Raw genomic sequence first — 18,687 nt, 5'->3', positions numbered from 1 at the left:
AATGACAAAGGCAAGAATAGCACTAATTGTAGGGATACTATGTATTTCAATTTTTCCAATTTTAGTGAAATTAAATTTAACTCCAGGGTTAATATCTGCATTTTATAGAATGGCAATTGCATCGGCAGTTATTTTGCCCTATATGTTAATTACTAAGAAATTTAAATTACCATCTGTAAAAAATATTGTACTCTCTATGGTTTGTGGAACTGTATTTGGAGCTGATGTTGCAGTTTGGAATATTGCAATACAAGAATCTACTGCAACACAAGCTACACTTTTAACAAATTTATCTCCAGTTTGGGTTGGTATTGGCGCTTTTCTATTTTTAAAAAATAAACCAACAAAAAACTTTTGGTTTGGTACTGTAATTGCCATTTTGGGAATGGTATTTTTAGTTGGATTTGGTACTTTTTTAAATTTTAATTTCGATTTAGCTTTTTGTTTTGGAATTTTATCTGGAATGCTTTATGCGGTTTATATGTTAACTAGTAAAAATATTTTAAATGATACAACTGTAGTGAGTTTTATGACAATTAGCGTGGTTTCGTCAGCTGTTTCTTTAGGTATTATTAGTTATTTTACAGGAGCTTCCTTTACTGGGTTTAGTAATTTAGCTTGGTTAGTATTGGTAATACAAGGTTTGGTTTGTCAATTATTGGCTTGGTTATTAATTAGCTATGCTACTAAAAATATGCGGGCAACAAGAGTATCTGTAAGTTTATTAGGTCAAGCAGTATTAGCTACTTTTTTAGCGTGGCTATTTTTAGATGAAAAAATAACGCTACAGATGATTTTTGGCGGAATTGTTTTACTTTTTGGAATACGTATTACATTTTATCAAAAACAATTAAACGTGTTTAAAATAGTTCAAAAAAGAAAAACAAAAGAAGTAGATTTAATTGTGAAACCTTAATAATTATCTAAATCAATATCGTCTATATTATCAAAATTAGCTTCATCGTCAAAGGCATCAAAATTATCAGCATCAATATCTTCTCCAATAAAATCTTTTTCAGGAGCTTTTTCTGGTGGGTTTCCAAATGAAAGCGCAATAAATGGCAATTCTTTATCAGCTTCATCAATAATTTCGGTTAATTCAACAAAGAACGTCCACATAGAAAAGAAATCGTAGATATAAATTAGTTTATCGCTTTCTTTTTTTAATACCATAGATGTGACACAATTTGCCATACAAAAAGAATTTTCATCTTCCGACATGTCAAATAATGGAATTTCTTCACCTTGCTCCCAAGTTGCATCGGTTAAGTAAAAAGAAGCCATTTCTTGACCTTTAAATCCAAAAGATTTTGCAATTATAAAATGCAATTCTTCTAAATTAATTGCCTCATTAACAACAATGTCTCTAAAAACATCTTGATCTACATCTAATATTACTCTAATTTTATATGCCATTTTAAACTATATAATAAGTTACAAAGGTAGTATTTATAGTTTAAATTCTTATTTTTACAAATCAACTTTTAATTATGAATACAAAAGAAGAAGCTCTAGAGAAGTTAAAAATTTTAAATAAAATGTGTGAAAACACATTAAACGAAACTCTAAATATAAAATATATAGATTTAGGTGAAGATTATTTGGTGGCTAGAATGCCTGTAGACTCAAGAGTGCATCAACCCGATGGAATTTTAAATGGAGGCGCAACAATGGCATTGGCAGAAAGTGTAGGAAGTCCTACATCAATATTAGCTATTGATATGGAAAAATATTCGGTACGTGGTATCGAATTTTCTGCAAATCATTTACGAAGTGTTAAAAGTGGTTTTGTAACCGCAACAGCAAAAATTATTCATAAAGGAAAAACTATACATTTGGTTGAAATTAAAGTAGAAGATGATAGGGGAAGACTTATTTCTATTTGTAAAATAACAAATTATATTTTACCCAAAAGATAACTAATATTTTATCAATAATTTTCTTCAATATAATTTACCTACCAAATTATTGGTAAAACAGTGCACAATTTAATACAACAATTAAATTAATGGATTCAGTACTAAATAATACTGCTTTTTTTAAAAAAATAGAAGATGTTTATCATTTAAACATGCCTTTTGTAGTATATAGAAAGCCAAATGAAACAAAAATTTATGGAGTATGTCAACAAACATCAGAACTTCATATATTAAAATCTTTTAAAGCATGTGGTTTTGTTTTTTCGCCTTTTGATAAAAACAAATCTAAAATTATATTTCCATTTAATGTTTGTAATCGAATTTCTTCAATTATAGAAAATGATTTTCAAGTTTCTAAATCAGATTTAAAATTTAAAGTTGAAATTGATGAAACTATTAAAAATAATTACATATCAACTGTACAAAATGCAATTGATTTTATAAATAATGATGAAGCTAAAAAAATTGTTTTATCTAGAAAAGAAACAATTACTTGTCAAAAAGTTGAGGTGTTTAATGTGCTTAAAAAAATGCTGAATAGTTATAAAAATGCATTTGTATATTTATGGTTTCACCCAAAAGTAGGTTTGTGGATGGGAGCAACTCCAGAGCGTTTAATAAGTATAGATGCACAATTGAATTTAAAAACAATGGCGTTAGCTGGTACTCAAAAGTTTGCTGGTACATTACAAGTAAAGTGGAAAGAAAAAGAATTGTTTGAACAGCAATACGTAACAGATTATATTTTAGAAAATATTGGAGACAAAATTTCTGAAATTCAAAAAAAAGGACCGTATACAGCTAAAGCTGGAAGTTTAATTCATTTACGTACAGATATTTATGCGAAATTGAAGTCGTTAAATTTATTACAGAAATTAATTGACTCTTTACATCCAACACCTGCAATTTGTGGAATTCCTAAAAAAGTAGCAACCGATTTTATTTTGAAAAATGAAAATTACGACAGAGCATTTTATTCTGGATATTTAGGCGAATTAAATAGTGATAATACTACAAATTTATACGTTAATTTACGATGTATGCGACTCGCTAAAAATAATGCTACACTTTATATTGGAGGCGGAATTATTGATAAAAGTAACGCAGAAAAAGAATGGGAAGAAACTGTTGCTAAAGCTGAAATAATGAAGCAGGTTTTATAAAAACAGCACTAAAATTAAAGAATAATACTTCTTTTTTTAATTTTAATATAGCTAAGCTATCTTCTTATATTTCGTAAAAATTAACAATATCTTTATGTACCTTTGCATTTTAAAATAAAAAAGTAAATGCCACAATTTCCTAAAAACGAATTGGCCCAAACTGTTATTGCTTCTTGTATTGCTAATGGAATAGTACATGTAGTAATATCTCCAGGTTCAAGAAATGCTCCATTAACTATCGGTTTTACAAATGCTCCAGAAATACAAAATTATAGTATTGTAGATGAGCGTTCAGCAGCATTTTTTGCATTAGGAATTGCGCAGCAATTACAAAAACCGGTTGCAATTGTTTGCACCTCTGGTTCGGCTCTTTTAAATTATTATCCTGCAATTGCCGAGGCATATTATAGCAATATACCATTGGTTGTAATCTCCGCAGATAGGCCAGCGCATTTAATTGATATTGGTGATGGACAAACAATACGACAAGAATATGTGTTTGAAAATCATGTTTTAGAATCTATAAGTTTAAATGAAGCTTTAAATAAAAATGGTTCTATTAAAGAAATGCTAGATGAAACGCTAAAAATTTCATATTTACAAAAAGGACCTGTTCATATAAATGTACCTTTTGATGAGCCTTTGTATGAAACTACAACAAGTTTAGTTAAGTTTAAACCAATTATTAATACTTTTGAAGAGGTTCCGTTAAATGTAGATTTTTTAGAAGAATTTGCTGCAATTTGGAATACTTCAAAAAGAAAAATTGTATTGGTTGGTGCTAATTATCCGAGTGAATTATTGCAAATTCAATTAGAACATTTAACAAAAGATCCTTCTGTATTAATTTTGATTGAAAACACAGCAAATGTTTCAAATTCGAAATTTATAAATAGTATAGATAAATTAATATTTCCTTTAGAAGATGATGAATTATCTCATTTTCAACCAGATATTTTATTAAGTTTAGGGGGATTGATTGTTTCAAAAAAAATAAAACAACATTTAAGAAAATTTAAACCGAAACACCATTGGCACGTAGATAGTAAAAGAGCATTTAATACTTATTTTTCTTTAAATCAGCATTTTAAAATTACTCCAGAACTATTTTTTAGTCAATTTTTCTTTTTAACCAAACCTGTAGAAAGTGATTATCAAGAGTTTTGGTTGCATAAAAAAGCAAAACGTTTAAAAAAGCATCAAAAATTTATTGAAACTTGTCAGTTTTCAGATTTTAAAGTTATCGATATCATTTTAAAATCTATACCAAACAATTCGCAATTGCAAATTAGTAATAGTTCTGTAATTAGATATACGCAATTATTTGATATTGATAGTTCGCTACACGTTTTTTGTAATAGAGGAACCAGTGGTATAGATGGAAGTACAAGTACAGCTATTGGAGCCGCAACAGCTGTTGAACAAAATACAGTTTTTATTACGGGCGATATTAGTTTTTTTTATGATAGTAATGCGCTTTGGAATGCGTATATTCCTAAAAATTTTAGAATTATTTTAGTTAATAATTCTGGTGGTGGAATTTTTAGGTTTATTCCAGGTCCAAAGCAATCAAATGCGTTGGATTATTTTGAAACACCACACAATTTAACAGCTAAACATTTATGTAAAATGTATAATTTTGAATATGTTGTAGCTGAAAATGAAGAGCAATTAAACAATGGGCTTAAAGAATTTTATAATGATTCTGATACACCTAAGTTATTGGAAATTTTTACACCAAAAGAACAAAACGATTTAATATTAAAAGCATATTTCAACAATTTAAAATAAAAATATTATGGATTTAAAAGTAGGAGATAAAGTAGATTTAATTGTTGTTAGAAATATAGCAATAGGATTTACTGTTTTAGTAAATGAAGAATTTGAAGGAATGCTTTATAAAAACGAACTGTACCAAAAAATTGAAGAAGGTGAGCGGTTAGTTGGTTATATAAAGAAAATTCGTGATGATGGAAAACTTGATGTTAGCCTACAAGCAGTAGGTTTTAAACATACTATTGTTAAAAATGAAATAACAATATTAAATGCATTAAGACAAAATGATGGCTTTTTGCCATTGCATGATAAAAGCGATCCTAAAGAAATTAAATACCAATTAGGAATGAGTAAAAAAGCTTTTAAAAGTGCTATTGGAGGTTTGTTTCGTCAAAAATTAATTGTAATTTCTGAAGAAGGAATTAAGTTTGTTTAAGCGAACCTTTTTATTGATAAAAATCAATCTATTAATTAGCCCTTGTTGGTGTTTTCAACAACAAGGGCTAAAATAAAAAAGAACCTTTTAATTTAAAATATTATTAAAAGGTTGCTTTATTGTTTCTCTATGTATTGCTACATTATAATTTAAAATTTCTTCTTAAGCTTTTGCTTAAAGCGCTTTTATGAACTAAAACAGAAATTGTTTTAAGTTTAAAAAAGGCTTTACTCATATAGATATATCCATTGTTTCCAATTTTACCAGCGCTAGCACCCCAAGAATTTTTTACCTTGTAATATTCATTTCTATTTTGGTCTTTTACCATTCCAACAATATGCATAAGGTGGTCGTCTGTAGTATTGTAATTTTCAAATTCTTGTTGTCTAAATTCAGGAGAAACAGTAGTTTCTTCAACAATATAAGTTAAGCATTTTTCTTGATTGTTTAATTCTTTTGGAAGTACAGCAATTCCATATTTTGAAGAAAATGTTTTTTCTGAAACATCACAATCCAACGCAATAGTATAACCTTGTTTTAAAGCATTATCAGTTTCTTCAACTAAAGCATCTAAAGTTATATTATAAAAAAGTCCGTTTGAAAAATTATCAGGAATATTTAATACAAAACTAGTATTATAAGGTTGGTGAGTAAAAGATGTTAAAGTAACATAATCAGATGTTTGAATTTTGGTTTTTTTAAGAAAAGTAAGTGGGTCGTACATAATTCCATCATAAAAAAATGTAGTTGGTACTTTACCTAAATGAGTGTCTAAAATTGAGTCAACAGCTATGTTCCAATTTGGGTATTCAGATTTTTTATCGTTTTTTATGTAGGCATCTAATACCACTTTTAATTCTGGAACAATTTTAGAATGATCGTGTTTAGTGGCATCATTTATAAGTCCAGAATAAGCGCTTTCAGGTACTAAACCAAAAGTTGCAACAGAATTAATAACATCGTGGGCCAAACCACCTTCGCTAAATTGAATTTTACCTTGTCTCATTACATAATTCCAAGCTTTTTTAGGGTATGTGTGTCTTACATTGTACATTTCAGAAATATCAATCATTTCACCAGTAGTTCTGTAAATTTCAGATTCTAAAAAAGAAGAAGAAGCAAAACTCCAACATGTTCCTGTATTTCCTTGACTTTTAACAGCAGAAGCTTCTATGTCTATAACAGTTGTAAATTCATATTTTTGTTCGGTAGGTATTTGTACATGTACTACGTTATCTTCTTGTGCGTAAAAAAATGTAGTTGTAATAAATAAAATTAAAGTTAAAAATGTGTGTTTCATTGTATATATATTAAGGTTTTATTCGATATAAGTTCCGTCTCTTTTTTGAAGTATACGTTCAATATTTTGATAATATCCATCGGAATTAGGATCTCCTTCAGGTAATTTCATATAACCGCTTTTATAATATCTTAAAGCCATTCTATAGTTTTTTCCGGTTTCGTAATAGCGTCCTATATAATAATCTCCAATAGGCGATTCTTCGTATAATTTGTTAATCATTTCACCAAAGTTTTTTAAGTAGTCGCCATTTTCTTTATCTAAAATAATGCTTTCTATTGCAAAAATATCTTTTTCTCTAATTTTAAGATCGCTTCCAAATAAGTATTCAATTTCTACATATTTTTTTTCTAAATAAGCAATGGCATCTGGTGGTGACATATTTTTTATATTATTTTCAAATTCTTCTTCAGAAATTGTTGAATACATTTCAAAAATAAATGATAAAGCACTTGGAACAGATTGGCCAATTGCAGCCGTTTTTGAACTGTTTTTAAAGGCATCGTATTTATACTTAAACTTTGCATTTTCTACACCTTTTAAAATAGTATCTGTGTCTTTAATAAGTTGTGCTTTTTCTGTTGAATTTTCTTTATTATTTGAAAGGTAATAATAAATATTCTCGTCATTTAAATTTGTAGCTTTTTGATGTAATAATACAGGAATATCCAATGCGTAATACGGACTTATATTTATAAATGCATTAAAAGTTGGGTGTTTTTCTATTAAAAAATAATTGGTGAAGTTCGCTGTTAATGTATTTCCTACCACTGTTTTAAAAGGAGAAATTCTATAGTTTTGTTCAAGGTAATCTAGTAATTCAATTTTAACAAATTGGTAAAATGCTTCACTTTGTTGTGTTGGTAAGCTATTTTCCTTTTGATAGGAACAATCGTCATACCTTTCACCGTTATAATTTTGATTAATACCTACAATAATTTGTTCTGGAGCTTCATCTTTAGTTGCAAATAAAATGGAGTTTCCAACATACATATCAAATAAATATTCAGCATCAAAAACTATAGTTAAAGGATAATGTTTTTCGCTTTCTGAAGTATAACTTGGTGGAATATATATTTTTAAATACCGATCGTTTTGAAGTATTTCTGAATTAAACTTTTTAGTTTGAATTTTTTGAGAAAACATTAAAGTTGAAATGCTTAATAATAGAATTGATAAAAGAAATTTTTTCATAATTAAGTTATTTTTTAAAATCCGAAACCTAAGCCAATGTTAAAGTACACACCGTCTTTTGAATTAAAAACAGATGTGTTTAAATTTATTAAATCAGCAGCTACTAACCAAAAACCACCACCATAAGAGGTTTTCCAATCGTTTGAATTTTCATCTTTTAACCAAACTCTACCATAATCAAACCCAGTAAAAAAACCTAATTGTAAAGGTATAACCTGAGTTTTTACTTTTCTTATGTTAAAACGAATGTCTGTGTTTTGATAAAATGATTTATTTCCAATAAAACGTTGGTTTCTATACCCACGTAATCCGTCTAAGCCACCAATACTAGCTGCATCATAAAACTCAAAATTATCGCCAATTATTATGTTTCCTTTAACTTTTGTTGCAAAAACTATATTTCCATTAGATGATAATTTGTAATTAATACCAAATGCAGGTGTAATAAATGTGTGATTTTCTTTGTTGTTTTCTAGATTACTTTTCCATTCTGCATTTAAAGAAAAACTCATACCTAAAGTAGGAAATGCTTTGTGATCGTAATTTTTATATTCATAAGAAGTTATAAGACCTGCAAAGGTTTTTCTTTCGTCTAAAGTGTAATTGAGAGTGCTAATATATCTATTTGTAGAAGCTTCAACTTCTTTACTTTCTATAGTGGCTCCAATTTTAAAAATGGCACCTAAACGGCTTTCCCATTTTAAAGAAGGAGCAATGGCGTAGGTACTTAAACGAACTCTATGGTAATTTTCACCAAAATCATTTTCATAATTTATTGTTTCATTTCCAAAACCATAATGATTAATACTATAATTTGGACTTGTAAAAACGGCATCAACTAAAAAATTCCATTTATTAAAAATGTTTGCAAACTCACCTTTGTAAGTAATATCAAAACCATTGGTAGCGAAAAAATAATTTGCGTTTATAGTATGTTGTTGGGTAAATGGATTTCTTTCAAATCCATAAACTGTAAACACATTGTTAACACCAATTTTAATTCCGTCATCTGGATTTGAACCTATAGATGGAAGTAATTGATTTTGATTGTATTTTATTTTTTTATAATCATAAACGTTTGTATTGTAATCTTCTAGCAGTTTTATTTTCCCGTTGTTTTTTGTAAATGTGTTTTTCTTGGTTTTAAAATCGTAAATAGTAACTCTTTTTCCATTTTCAATAATATATTCATCATTATTTTGACCACCAATAATTCTTAAAGGAATTACATTGTTTTTTGTGCCCGTAACTTTAAATATATCATCATCATCTAAACCATATACCCAAATTTCTGAAGTTTCTTTTTTTGAATATGATTTTTCAAAAAACAAACTTCCTTTTTCATCATTTTTAATATTGTAAATTTTTACAGTAGTAACTCCATTTTCTAAGCGCTCAATATCGAAGTAATTATCTTTATCTGTTCCTTTAATTATAGCATATTTAGATAAGTGTTTATGATATTCTTTAGCAATTTTTGGTAAGTTTTTTAAACGACCAATTAATTTAGTTTTAATTTCTTCAACGGTAGTATCGTGTACTTCTTTTGGAAAGTTTTTAAAAGCTTTATCAATAATTTCTGGAGTAATATTTTTTTGAATTAGTTGAACTTGAGCTTTCCAATTGGTATAATTAGCTTGATTTATAAGTGCCATATCTAACGGGTAAGGCGATAAATTAAACCATTTTACACTTTTTATTTCTTCATCGTAAACTTGCATGGCTTTTAAAGCAGGTATGGCACGTGTAAGAAACCCTAAAATAAAACCATCATTTTTAGAAAAAACTTGATCTCTATCTCTAGGTACAGGTTTATAAGTAGTTTTTTTACCGTCTTTAAATTTTGCCCAACGCCATTGGTCTTGGTGTCTATCCCAATCTCCAATAAGCATATCAAACAATCTGGCTCTAATATATGTATTTTCATCTATACTAATATCATCAGATTTTCGGAGTTCTATTAATAAATCATTTGTACTTATTAATTCGTTTGAAAATCCAAAGCTTTCTAAATTACCGTGATTGTCTCCAGCTCGTTCTTCTATCATATATAATTCGTCTCCATATTTTTTATTAAAATGTTTTAGTGCATTTTGCTTTGGAATATAATATAAAGTTGGATTTGTATGATAAATATTAACGGCATCAGCAAGTTTTCCAATTGTAAAAGGAGCATATGGATGAGAAGTTGTATAAATGTCTAATAATAAGCTTTCTGCAATTGTATTGTTATATTGACCTTCTACATATTGATTTTTAAAAGCAACGGCTTGTATGTATTGTGTAGCACTTTTTCTTAAGGCTCTCATAACAAATTCTCTACCGTTTTTATCTTCTAAACGTAAAGATTTAGATTGATGCCCACCACCAGATCTAACAGGTGTTAAACCACCAAAAAGCGTATCTAATAAAACTGTTGGAGCAGCTACTTTTGTGCCATAATATTTTCTATAATGATCTCCCCATAATCCTAAAAATAGCTTTCCTTTTGTTACTTCATCTTTGTTGTAAACAGAACTTGAAACAGTTTTAGGGAAATTTTTAGTATAATTATAAATCGTATTATCAGCATCAGGCGGATAAATTTCAGTTTGAAAAACTAATTTTTCTGAATTGTTTTCTTCAGTAAAATATTTTACAATTGAAGCTCCATTTTTGTAAACAGTTACTTTAGCATAACCCAATTTAGCAAAGGCAAATTTGCTTCCATTTATGGCTCTAACAGCACCTGTTTTAGAACCTGAACCTGTTACTATTTGAGGAATATTGTCTTTAAAAATGTATTGTAAATTATGTTCATGTCCTGAAACTACAATAATTTTATCCGATTTTTGAGAAAGTGTAACAATGCGATTTTTAAATTCTAGATACAATTTATTATTCATATCTTGAACAGAAGCACCACTAGTTTTTCTTAGTAAATTAATTGCTGTTCCAATAATGGGTAATGGAATTTTATTACCAACAGGGTATAATTGAGATTTTAGAGAAAATTGTCCACCATGTGAACCATTGCTAAAAAGTGGGTGATGTACTGCAACCACAGTTGTTTTACCCTCATTTTTTTTAATTAAACCTTCAAATTCATCAAAAAATTGTTCTTTGGTTTTAATATCGCAATCATCGTTCATTGTTGGATTGTTATCCCAATTTTCTAAATACCATTGAGAATCAACAATAATTAGAACAATTTCGTTAGAAATATCAACTTTTTTAATTGGACAGCCATCTTTAGGAAAAAAAGCATCTTTATTTAACTGTTTAATAATATAATCTTCTTCGCGTTTTAAACCTTTAATACCATCGCTATAATAATCGTGGTTACCAGGAATAAAAATAGGCTGACCTTTAAAATTTTTAACTAATTCAATTTGAGCATCTAGTCTATGTTCAGAAAGTTTTCTAGTGCTATGTTCTTTTTTAGGCATTCCTTTTTCATATAAATTATCACCTAAAAAAAGTACTGTTGCATGTTTACTTGCCTTAGAAAGTTCTTTTTTTAATAATTTAAAATGATTTAAGCTTTCTCCTTCTTTGGCATTTCCGGCATCACCAATTAAATAAAAAGTATGTTCAATTTCAGAGTTTTCTTCAACAATATTTTTATTCCAGTTTAAACCTGAATCTTTGTATTGTGCATTGTAACTTGCACAGCCACTTATGATTAAAGGAATAATTAGGAAATAAATTTTGTAAATTGAAATTCGATTCATTTAGTATTTGTTTAAAAATTTAAAAGTACATAAAATTATGTACTTTTGATGTTCAATATATTTTTTTACAATGTTAGAAAATGATTTTTTTAAAGAAGTTGCGGTTTATGTTTTTAATTTATCAAAAAGTGAACTTTCACCAGAGGTAATTTATCATAATTACGAACATTCACAAGAAGTTGCTAAACATGCATTTGAAATTGGTGTTGCTGAAAATTTAAATGAAGAAGATTTAGAATTATTATTAATTGCCGCTTGGTTTCATGATACGGGTTTTATTTATGGATTTGAAAATCATGAAGATAAAAGTAAAGAAATTGCGAAAAAATATTTAGAAGAAAAAGGCTTTTCTCAAGATAAAATTGCAAAAGTAAAAACGTTAATAGAAGCTACAAGAACTCCTCAAAAACCAAAAAATTTACTTGAAGAAATTATTTGTGATGCCGATTTATACCATTTAGGAGCTGAATCGTTTAATGAAAAATCTAATTTATTACGATCTGAATGGGAACAATTATGTAATGAATATTTAACGGATGTTGAGTTTTTAACTAGAAACGAAGATTTTTTAAAATCACATAAGTATTTTACAAATTATGCATTTGGCACTTTAAGTGATCAAAAAACTAAAAATTGGTTAAAAGTTCAGAAAGATTTACGAAAAACTATTGCTAAAGAAGAAGAAGCTAAAGCAAAACAGCTTCTAAAAAAAGCAGAATTAAAACGAAAAAAAGAAAAAGCAGAAAGGCCAGAACGCGGTATAGAAACTATGTACCGTGTTACGCTTAAAAACCATATCAAATTAAGTGACATTGCAGATACTAAAGCAAATATATTATTATCTGTTAGTGCAATTATTTTATCTATTGCATTGTCTAATTTGTTTCCAAAGTTAGATAAGGCTAGTAATTATTATTTAATTTATCCAACAATATTTTTCTTGTTTATTACGGTAGTTACAATGATTTATTCTGTATTATCTACACGTCCTAAAGTTACATCGGGTACTTTTACTAAGGAAGATGTAAAAAATAAAAAAGTGAATTTATTATTTTTCGGGAACTTTCATAAAATGGAATTAGGTGATTTTCAGGAAGGTATGACCGAAATGATGAATGATAGAGATTATCTGTATAAGTCTTTAATGAAAGATTTGTATTTTTTAGGTAAAGTTTTAGATAAAAAATATAGGCTATTGCGCATAGCCTATACTATATTTATGGTTGGTGTTATTATTTCTGTAATAGCGTTTGTAATTGCTTTTGAAATGATGCGATTACAAGGAATTGATTAACAATTTGCCTAAATTAATTTGGTGAAATTTCTCGCATAATTTCTTCAAAAGTAATGTTGTTTTCTTCAGATTTATTGTAGTTTATAGTAACTCGTAAAGCTCTTAAGCCTGTAATACCTTGTAAGTCTTCAATATCTAATTTTTCTATAGGTTCTAAAAAGTAATTTTTAGATTGTAAATACTTTATATATTTTAAATATTCTTGGGCATCGCTATTTTGACTGTACACGATAGCTATTTTACCAGGCTGTGTTAACCTTTCATTGGTATTTTTTATATGTGCTTTGTCTATACGTTTTTTAATTATTTCATATCTAATATTATAAGCGCCATCAACATCAAAACGTTTTTCGTCCATTCTAAATTTTATAGCTAAAGGAGTACTGTGTACTAATATTAATGAAGCAACTTCTAAAGGATGTTTTAAAGTAGTTTTTAATTTATTTGCTAAATTTTCCGATTCGCATAGCATTTGTAATTGCCATAAACGCAAGTTGTATAAATACAATTTATTATAAGTTCTGTCATTTACTAATGATTTTCCAATGTACATATTATGATCTATACCATCAGTTTTATAGCGTTCAAAATAATGAGGAAACATTTTTTGAGCTTCAATTTGCTTTAAATCTATAAATTTTGCTAACTCTTCATTCAATAAAGTAACGCTTTCTTCATAATCTTTTCTTTTTTCGTAAACAACTTGTAGTTTGTCATCTAAATGACTCATATATAGTTCTATATTATGACTTAAATCAGTGTCGATAGTTTTTAAGTGATTGAATACAGGATAAATATCTTTATTTAAAAAGTCGGTTACCATTACTTCATCTCCTGTATTTAGGCCATCTTTAATATCTTTTAAGCAAGAGTCTATTCTGTACAATAGGTCTTTATAAATTGGAAGTTTGTATTTTGTGTTAGTTTTTTCAATTATATTTCTAGCCAAATTTAATTGTTTGCTTAAATCTTTTTGAATGGCACAATTACGGGCTGTAGAAGAACCTTTAATATCAGTTTGTCCGTATAGAGGTACAACATCTTCAAAGACAATATTTTTAAGGTTGTAAGGTGTTTTTGTAGAGTATTCTTCTTCTGCAAAAAATAGTGTTTCAGCTTGTTCGTAAAATTTCCATTTTACGGTTGGGTGTAAAGATGTGTAATTTTCTTGAATTATGGATTCTAATTTATTTTCAATTTCTTCCATTATTCTTTTTACAGCAATTTTAAATACCGGAATAACATCTTTTAATTTATATGCATTTATAGAATTTAACTCAAATTTATTTTTTGAAACTATCTCCATAATTCCAAATAAATCATCTTTTAACTTTAGTGGAACTAAAATTATACTTTTTATATTTTGTTCTGTCAAAGCTTTATACAACCCATTGAAATTTGTAGCATCACCATAAGCATCTATGTCTGAAATAGCAATAAGGTCGTGATTTTTAAAAACTTTATTAGAAACATTTTTACAGAAATAACCTTTAAAATCAAAGTTTACTTGATCATTTAATAAAAAACTTTTTTGTATTTTATGTTTTTTAAAAGTTGTATTGGTTTTGCTAAAATGGTAGGTAGAAAATCCAAAACGAATATTACTAGACCCAAATAATTTGGCAATGCTTTTTTCAATTTTATCGAAACTATTTTCATCTTTTTTATTTCTGATTAAGTTTTCGGTTAAATTAGCTAAAGATTGATCTTGAGTAACATCAAACAAGTTCATGATACCAAATCCAGTAAATTGATAGCTATTAGGAGGGAATTTTTCTTTCCAAATATCAATATTATCAAAATTATCTAATAATAATTTTACATCTTCATCAGTTATTTTTGGAGCAGAATCTAATGGTTTTACACTAAAAAAATCGCCATTTATAGTAGTTCTATAATGTTTTGTAATTCCTGTTTTTGCATTTGGTATATCAAAATAGAAAGGTCTTCTAAAATCAACATTAACATTATAATAGCTAGATAGAATAAAAGAACAACTTAAAATGTAAATGTTTAAATCTTCAAAATTTCTAAGTTTAAAAACATAATCTTCGCCAGCATCTTCAATAATTTGTTCAAATCTTTTAGAAAGTTTAAAGGTTGTAAATTCAAAAGGAATTGTAGCAGCTTTTATCTCGTTTTTTTGTAATAATTCTGGAAATAAAAAAGACAATAATTTATCAATTTCTTTGTTGTATTTATTTAAATAACTAAGGTCTTCAAATCCTTCTTTTAATTCTGGAAATTGTTTAAGTTCTTCTAATAAATCAATTGCAATATTTTGTAAGTAACTATCTTTATCTTGTGCAAGTTTTTCTAAATATTCAAAAATGGCAACAAAACTAACCTTTAATTTAATAGGAAGTTCAGATTTATTTATTTTGTTAGGTACAATTTTCATGAAAAAAGATATATATTCTTTAGTTTGTCGTAAGTATTGCTACAAATTTACTGTTTTATTTTTCTTTTTTAGTTTCCAAGATAAAAGGTATTAAATAAACTTTTATATTAATGGTAAAAACACATAAAATAAATTATTTTTACCTTTCTAAAATTGATAGTTATGAGCAATATAAAATGGAAAACAGTTAAAGAATTTGAAGATATAACCTATAAAAAAAGTGGTGGAGTAGCACGTATTGCATTTAATAGACCAAATGTAAGAAATGCATTTAGACCAAAAACAACAAGCGAATTATTAGAAGCCTTTCATGATGCACAAGAAGATTTAAATATTGGGGTTGTGTTACTAACTGCCGAAGGACCAAGTACTAAAGATGGCGTTTATAGTTTTTGTAGTGGTGGAGATCAACGTGCACGTGGACATCAAGGCTATGTAGGTGAAGATAATTACCACAGATTAAACATTTTAGATGTTCAACGTTTAATTCGTTTTATGCCAAAAGTTGTAATTGCAGTTGTACCAGGTTGGGCTGTTGGCGGCGGACATAGTTTGCACGTGGTATGCGATTTAACTTTAGCTAGTAAAGAACATGCAATTTTTAAACAAACAGATGCCGATGTAACTAGTTTTGATGGTGGTTACGGTTCTGCATATTTGGCTAAAATGGTTGGACAAAAAAAAGCACGTGAAATATTTTTCTTAGGAAGAAATTATTCTGCACAAGAAGCTTTTGAAATGGGTATGGTAAATGCTGTAATTCCACATGATGAATTAGAAAGTACTGCATATCAATGGGCGCAAGAGATTTTAGAAAAATCACCAACTTCTATTAAAATGTTAAAATTTGCAATGAATTTAACCGATGATGGTATGGTAGGACAACAAGTATTTGCAGGTGAAGCAACCCGTTTAGCATATATGACAGAAGAAGCTAAAGAAGGTAGAGATGCGTTTTTAGAAAAACGTAAACCAAATTTTGATAAAAAATATTTACCATAATTAAAATGCTTTTTAGTATTTAGCTTATTAAAATAGATAACACTAGAAATATATTTGCATAAGATTAAACCTTTTTATAAAAAGAGAGTCTTACTTTGAAAATATAAAATGAAAAAATATTTAGTTTTAATTCTAGTTTGTCTTACTTTACAAGCCTTCTCTCAAGAAGATAATAATTATTTAACGGCCACAATAATAGGTTCCGGTTCGCCTAAATTTAATGTAGATCGGTCTGGGCCTTCAGTATTAATTTCTTATAAAAATACTGAAATTTTGGTTGATATGGGAAATGGTACACAAGCTAATTTAAATAAGTTAAATACTAAAATTAGAACTATTGATGGTTTACTTTTTACACACCATCATTTAGACCATAACGAAGAATTTACTCCTATTTTTATTCAATCACTTTTGGGAGGAAATAGTATAACTGTAGCAGGTCCAAATCCAACCACTGCATTAGTTACTAATATTTTTGATGTATATAATGAAGATATTAGCTATAGACTTTCAAAATCTGGAAGAAACTTAAATGATGTAATAGATAATATTACTTATAAAAATTTAGATGGAAACGAAACTTTTTATATTGGTGCTATAAAAATAAGTTGTACTGAAGTAAACCACAGTATAAAAACTTTAGCTTATCGTTTTGAAGTAGATAACCAATCTATTGTAATTTCAGGAGATTTAACATACTCTAAATCACTGCCTATTTTGGCTAAAAATGCAGATTATTTAATTATGGATTCTGGCGGAGCTATTGAATTAGGTTCTAATAGAGCTAAAAATAGAGGGAATAGAGCAAATACAAGAAATAACACAAGCAATATACAAAAAGCGCATGTTAATTTATCGGAAAGTTCTCAAATGGCTAAAGAAGCAAATGTTAAAAATTTAGTATTAACACATTTTAATTTTACCAATGTGGATGAGGAAGCAACAACTGTAGCTATTCGTAAAAATTATGGAGGAACAGTTTTATATGCTAAAGATTTAATGAAGTTGCCTTTGCGTTTAAGTGAAACTAATATTAGTAAAGTAAATTCAGCACTTAACCTTACATATCCAATTGTTGATACTGGTGTTAAAAGTTATTATTCAGATTTAGAAACTATTTCTGAACCATCTATAGATGACGACTTTTATGGTCAAGATGCAAATTACAATGGAAACCAACCTTCGTATACAGATAATAAAAATGGTACTGTAACTGATAATGTAACTGGATTGATGTGGCAAAAAGATATGGGCTTAAAAATGACTCTTGAAGAAGCGCTTTTAAAAGCAGAAAATTCTAATTTAGGAGGATATTCAGATTGGAGAATCCCTAATATAAAAGAATTGTATTCTCTTATTTTATTTACAGGAAAAGTAAAAGGAACTGTTGCTATTGATATGTTTATAGATACGGATTATTTTATTCAACCTTTAGGAGATACAACCAATGGTGAACGTGAAATAGATGCGCAAACTTGGTCTTCTACCGAATATGTAGGAAGAACCATGAATAATAATGAAACTATTTTTGGTGTAAATTTTATTGATGGGCGTATTAAAGGATATCCTAAATACAATCCAAGAACTAAAAATGAAAATAAAATGTATTTTAGAATGGTACGTGGTAATACTGCGTATGGCCAAAATAATTTTATAGATAATGGAGATGGTACTGTTAGCGATTATGCTACTGGTTTAATGTGGCAAAAAGTAGATGATGGTGTTGGAAAAAATTGGGAAGAGGCATTAACATATTCTAATAACCTAAAATTAGGTTCTTATACAGATTGGCGCTTACCTAATGCCAAAGAATTACAAAGTATAGTTGATTATTCTAGAGCTCCACAAACTACAAATTCACCTGCTATACATTCTATTTTTGAAACAACAGAAATTAGTGATCCTAATGGAAAAACAGGTCAATACCCATATTTTTGGACAAGTACAACCCATTTAGATGGTAGAAATCCAAATGCTAGTGCGGTTTATATTGCTTTTGGTGAAGGACAAGGAAAAATGAGAGGGAATTTAATGGATGTGCATGGTGCAGGTTGTCAAAGAAGTGATCCTAAAAGTGGTAATAAAAATAGCTACCCTCAGTTTTTTGGACCACAAGGAGATGTTAGGTATGTTTATAATTTTGTTAGAAGTGTTAGAGATATTAATGAAACAACAAAAAATATAAATACAACTCAAAAACTAAATAAAGAAACTAAAAATAGACAACAAGCACCACAGCTAAAGAATGGGAGAAATAATAACTCTCAAAGCTCTAATATAGCTCCTTCATTTGAAAACTTGCTTAAAAAAATGGATGTTAACAAGGATAATAAATTATCAAAAAATGAAGTAAAAGGGCGCCTAAAAGAAAATTTTGATAGACGAGATATTAATAAAGATGGTTTTATTACTGAAGATGAAATGAAGAATAGAATACGATAATTAGACACAATGTATATTGTAAAAAAATATGATTAGTATTTAACAAA

General features: G+C 27.9%; 13 protein-coding genes. 8 read left to right on the top strand and 5 right to left on the bottom strand.

Annotated features, from left to right (window positions below):
- The first annotated feature begins 1 nt into the window (after position 1).
- Positions 2–916, top strand: coding sequence for a DMT family transporter (locus MKD41_RS05060; RefSeq protein ID WP_240244353.1), 915 nt, complete (start codon positions 2–4; stop codon positions 914–916).
- Here the strand turns inward: MKD41_RS05060 and MKD41_RS05055 are convergent.
- Complete coding sequence (locus MKD41_RS05055; RefSeq protein WP_240244352.1) at positions 913–1,416, bottom strand: plasmid pRiA4b ORF-3 family protein; 504 nt, start codon at positions 1,414–1,416, stop codon at positions 913–915. The genes MKD41_RS05060 and MKD41_RS05055 overlap by 4 nt on opposite strands.
- A gap of 74 nt (positions 1,417–1,490) precedes the next feature.
- Here MKD41_RS05055 and MKD41_RS05050 point away from each other — a divergent pair, with 74 nt between their 5' ends.
- The 4 genes from MKD41_RS05050 (at position 1,491) to MKD41_RS05035 (ending at position 5,294) form a co-directional block, all read left to right on the top strand.
- Positions 1,491–1,919: a PaaI family thioesterase gene (locus MKD41_RS05050; RefSeq protein WP_240244351.1), complete on the top strand. Its 429-nt coding sequence runs from the start codon at positions 1,491–1,493 to the stop codon at positions 1,917–1,919.
- 89 nt (positions 1,920–2,008) lie between these two features.
- Positions 2,009–3,082, top strand: coding sequence for an isochorismate synthase (locus tag MKD41_RS05045; RefSeq protein WP_240244350.1), 1,074 nt, complete (start codon positions 2,009–2,011; stop codon positions 3,080–3,082).
- Between the two features lie 126 nt (positions 3,083–3,208).
- Positions 3,209–4,873 carry a 2-succinyl-5-enolpyruvyl-6-hydroxy-3-cyclohexene-1-carboxylic-acid synthase gene (menD, locus tag MKD41_RS05040; protein ID WP_240244349.1) on the top strand — a complete coding sequence of 555 codons (1,665 nt, stop codon included), beginning with the start codon at positions 3,209–3,211 and terminating at the stop codon, positions 4,871–4,873.
- Positions 4,874–4,880: 7 nt separating this feature from the next.
- Complete coding sequence (locus tag MKD41_RS05035; protein ID WP_240244347.1) at positions 4,881–5,294, top strand: DNA-binding protein; 414 nt, start codon at positions 4,881–4,883, stop codon at positions 5,292–5,294.
- Between the two features lie 142 nt (positions 5,295–5,436).
- On the opposite strand, the gene MKD41_RS05030 is transcribed toward MKD41_RS05035, so the two are convergent.
- From MKD41_RS05030 to MKD41_RS05020, 3 genes are read right to left on the bottom strand one after another with little or no spacing between them, the layout of a single operon-like run.
- Entirely contained in the window at positions 5,437–6,594 is a 1,158-nt protein-coding gene (locus tag MKD41_RS05030; RefSeq protein ID WP_240244346.1) for a C1 family peptidase, read from the bottom strand.
- A gap of 18 nt (positions 6,595–6,612) precedes the next feature.
- Positions 6,613–7,788: an alpha/beta hydrolase gene (locus tag MKD41_RS05025; RefSeq protein WP_240244345.1), complete on the bottom strand. Its 1,176-nt coding sequence runs from the start codon at positions 7,786–7,788 to the stop codon at positions 6,613–6,615.
- Positions 7,789–7,802: 14 nt separating this feature from the next.
- Positions 7,803–11,501, bottom strand: coding sequence for a metallophosphoesterase (locus MKD41_RS05020; RefSeq protein WP_240244344.1), 3,699 nt, complete (start codon positions 11,499–11,501; stop codon positions 7,803–7,805).
- A 70-nt stretch (positions 11,502–11,571) separates the two neighbouring features.
- Here MKD41_RS05020 and MKD41_RS05015 point away from each other — a divergent pair, with 70 nt between their 5' ends.
- Complete coding sequence (locus MKD41_RS05015; RefSeq protein ID WP_240244343.1) at positions 11,572–12,795, top strand: Pycsar system effector family protein; 1,224 nt, start codon at positions 11,572–11,574, stop codon at positions 12,793–12,795.
- Between the two features lie 13 nt (positions 12,796–12,808).
- On the opposite strand, the gene MKD41_RS05010 is transcribed toward MKD41_RS05015, so the two are convergent.
- Positions 12,809–15,196, bottom strand: coding sequence for a GAF domain-containing protein (locus tag MKD41_RS05010; RefSeq protein ID WP_240244342.1), 2,388 nt, complete (start codon positions 15,194–15,196; stop codon positions 12,809–12,811).
- A gap of 162 nt (positions 15,197–15,358) precedes the next feature.
- Between MKD41_RS05010 and MKD41_RS05005 the strand changes: the two genes are divergently transcribed.
- Positions 15,359–16,198, top strand: coding sequence for a 1,4-dihydroxy-2-naphthoyl-CoA synthase (locus MKD41_RS05005; protein ID WP_240244341.1), 840 nt, complete (start codon positions 15,359–15,361; stop codon positions 16,196–16,198).
- 108 nt (positions 16,199–16,306) lie between these two features.
- Positions 16,307–18,640 carry an Lcl domain-containing protein gene (locus tag MKD41_RS05000; protein WP_240244340.1) on the top strand — a complete coding sequence of 778 codons (2,334 nt, stop codon included), beginning with the start codon at positions 16,307–16,309 and terminating at the stop codon, positions 18,638–18,640.
- The last annotated feature ends 47 nt before the right edge of the window (positions 18,641–18,687 follow it).

Origin of the sequence: Lutibacter sp. A64, assembly GCF_022429565.1 — a bacterium.
GTDB lineage: Bacteria > Bacteroidota > Bacteroidia > Flavobacteriales > Flavobacteriaceae > Lutibacter.
This window is presented reverse-complemented; position numbering and strand designations above follow the sequence as displayed.

Bases quoted from the DNA above. Each gene is read 5' to 3' on its own strand.
- MKD41_RS05060 (WP_240244353.1), top strand. From the start codon at position 2: ATGACAAAGGCAAGAATAGCACTAATTGTAGGGATACTATGTATTTCA.
- MKD41_RS05055 (WP_240244352.1), bottom strand. From the start codon at position 1,416: ATGGCATATAAAATTAGAGTAATATTAGATGTAGATCAAGATGTTTTT.
- MKD41_RS05050 (WP_240244351.1), top strand. From the start codon at position 1,491: ATGAATACAAAAGAAGAAGCTCTAGAGAAGTTAAAAATTTTAAATAAA.
- MKD41_RS05045 (WP_240244350.1), top strand. From the start codon at position 2,009: ATGGATTCAGTACTAAATAATACTGCTTTTTTTAAAAAAATAGAAGAT.
- menD (WP_240244349.1), top strand. From the start codon at position 3,209: ATGCCACAATTTCCTAAAAACGAATTGGCCCAAACTGTTATTGCTTCT.
- MKD41_RS05035 (WP_240244347.1), top strand. From the start codon at position 4,881: ATGGATTTAAAAGTAGGAGATAAAGTAGATTTAATTGTTGTTAGAAAT.
- MKD41_RS05030 (WP_240244346.1), bottom strand. From the start codon at position 6,594: ATGAAACACACATTTTTAACTTTAATTTTATTTATTACAACTACATTT.
- MKD41_RS05025 (WP_240244345.1), bottom strand. From the start codon at position 7,788: ATGAAAAAATTTCTTTTATCAATTCTATTATTAAGCATTTCAACTTTA.
- MKD41_RS05020 (WP_240244344.1), bottom strand. From the start codon at position 11,501: ATGAATCGAATTTCAATTTACAAAATTTATTTCCTAATTATTCCTTTA.
- MKD41_RS05015 (WP_240244343.1), top strand. From the start codon at position 11,572: ATGTTAGAAAATGATTTTTTTAAAGAAGTTGCGGTTTATGTTTTTAAT.
- MKD41_RS05010 (WP_240244342.1), bottom strand. From the start codon at position 15,196: ATGAAAATTGTACCTAACAAAATAAATAAATCTGAACTTCCTATTAAA.
- MKD41_RS05005 (WP_240244341.1), top strand. From the start codon at position 15,359: ATGAGCAATATAAAATGGAAAACAGTTAAAGAATTTGAAGATATAACC.
- MKD41_RS05000 (WP_240244340.1), top strand. From the start codon at position 16,307: ATGAAAAAATATTTAGTTTTAATTCTAGTTTGTCTTACTTTACAAGCC.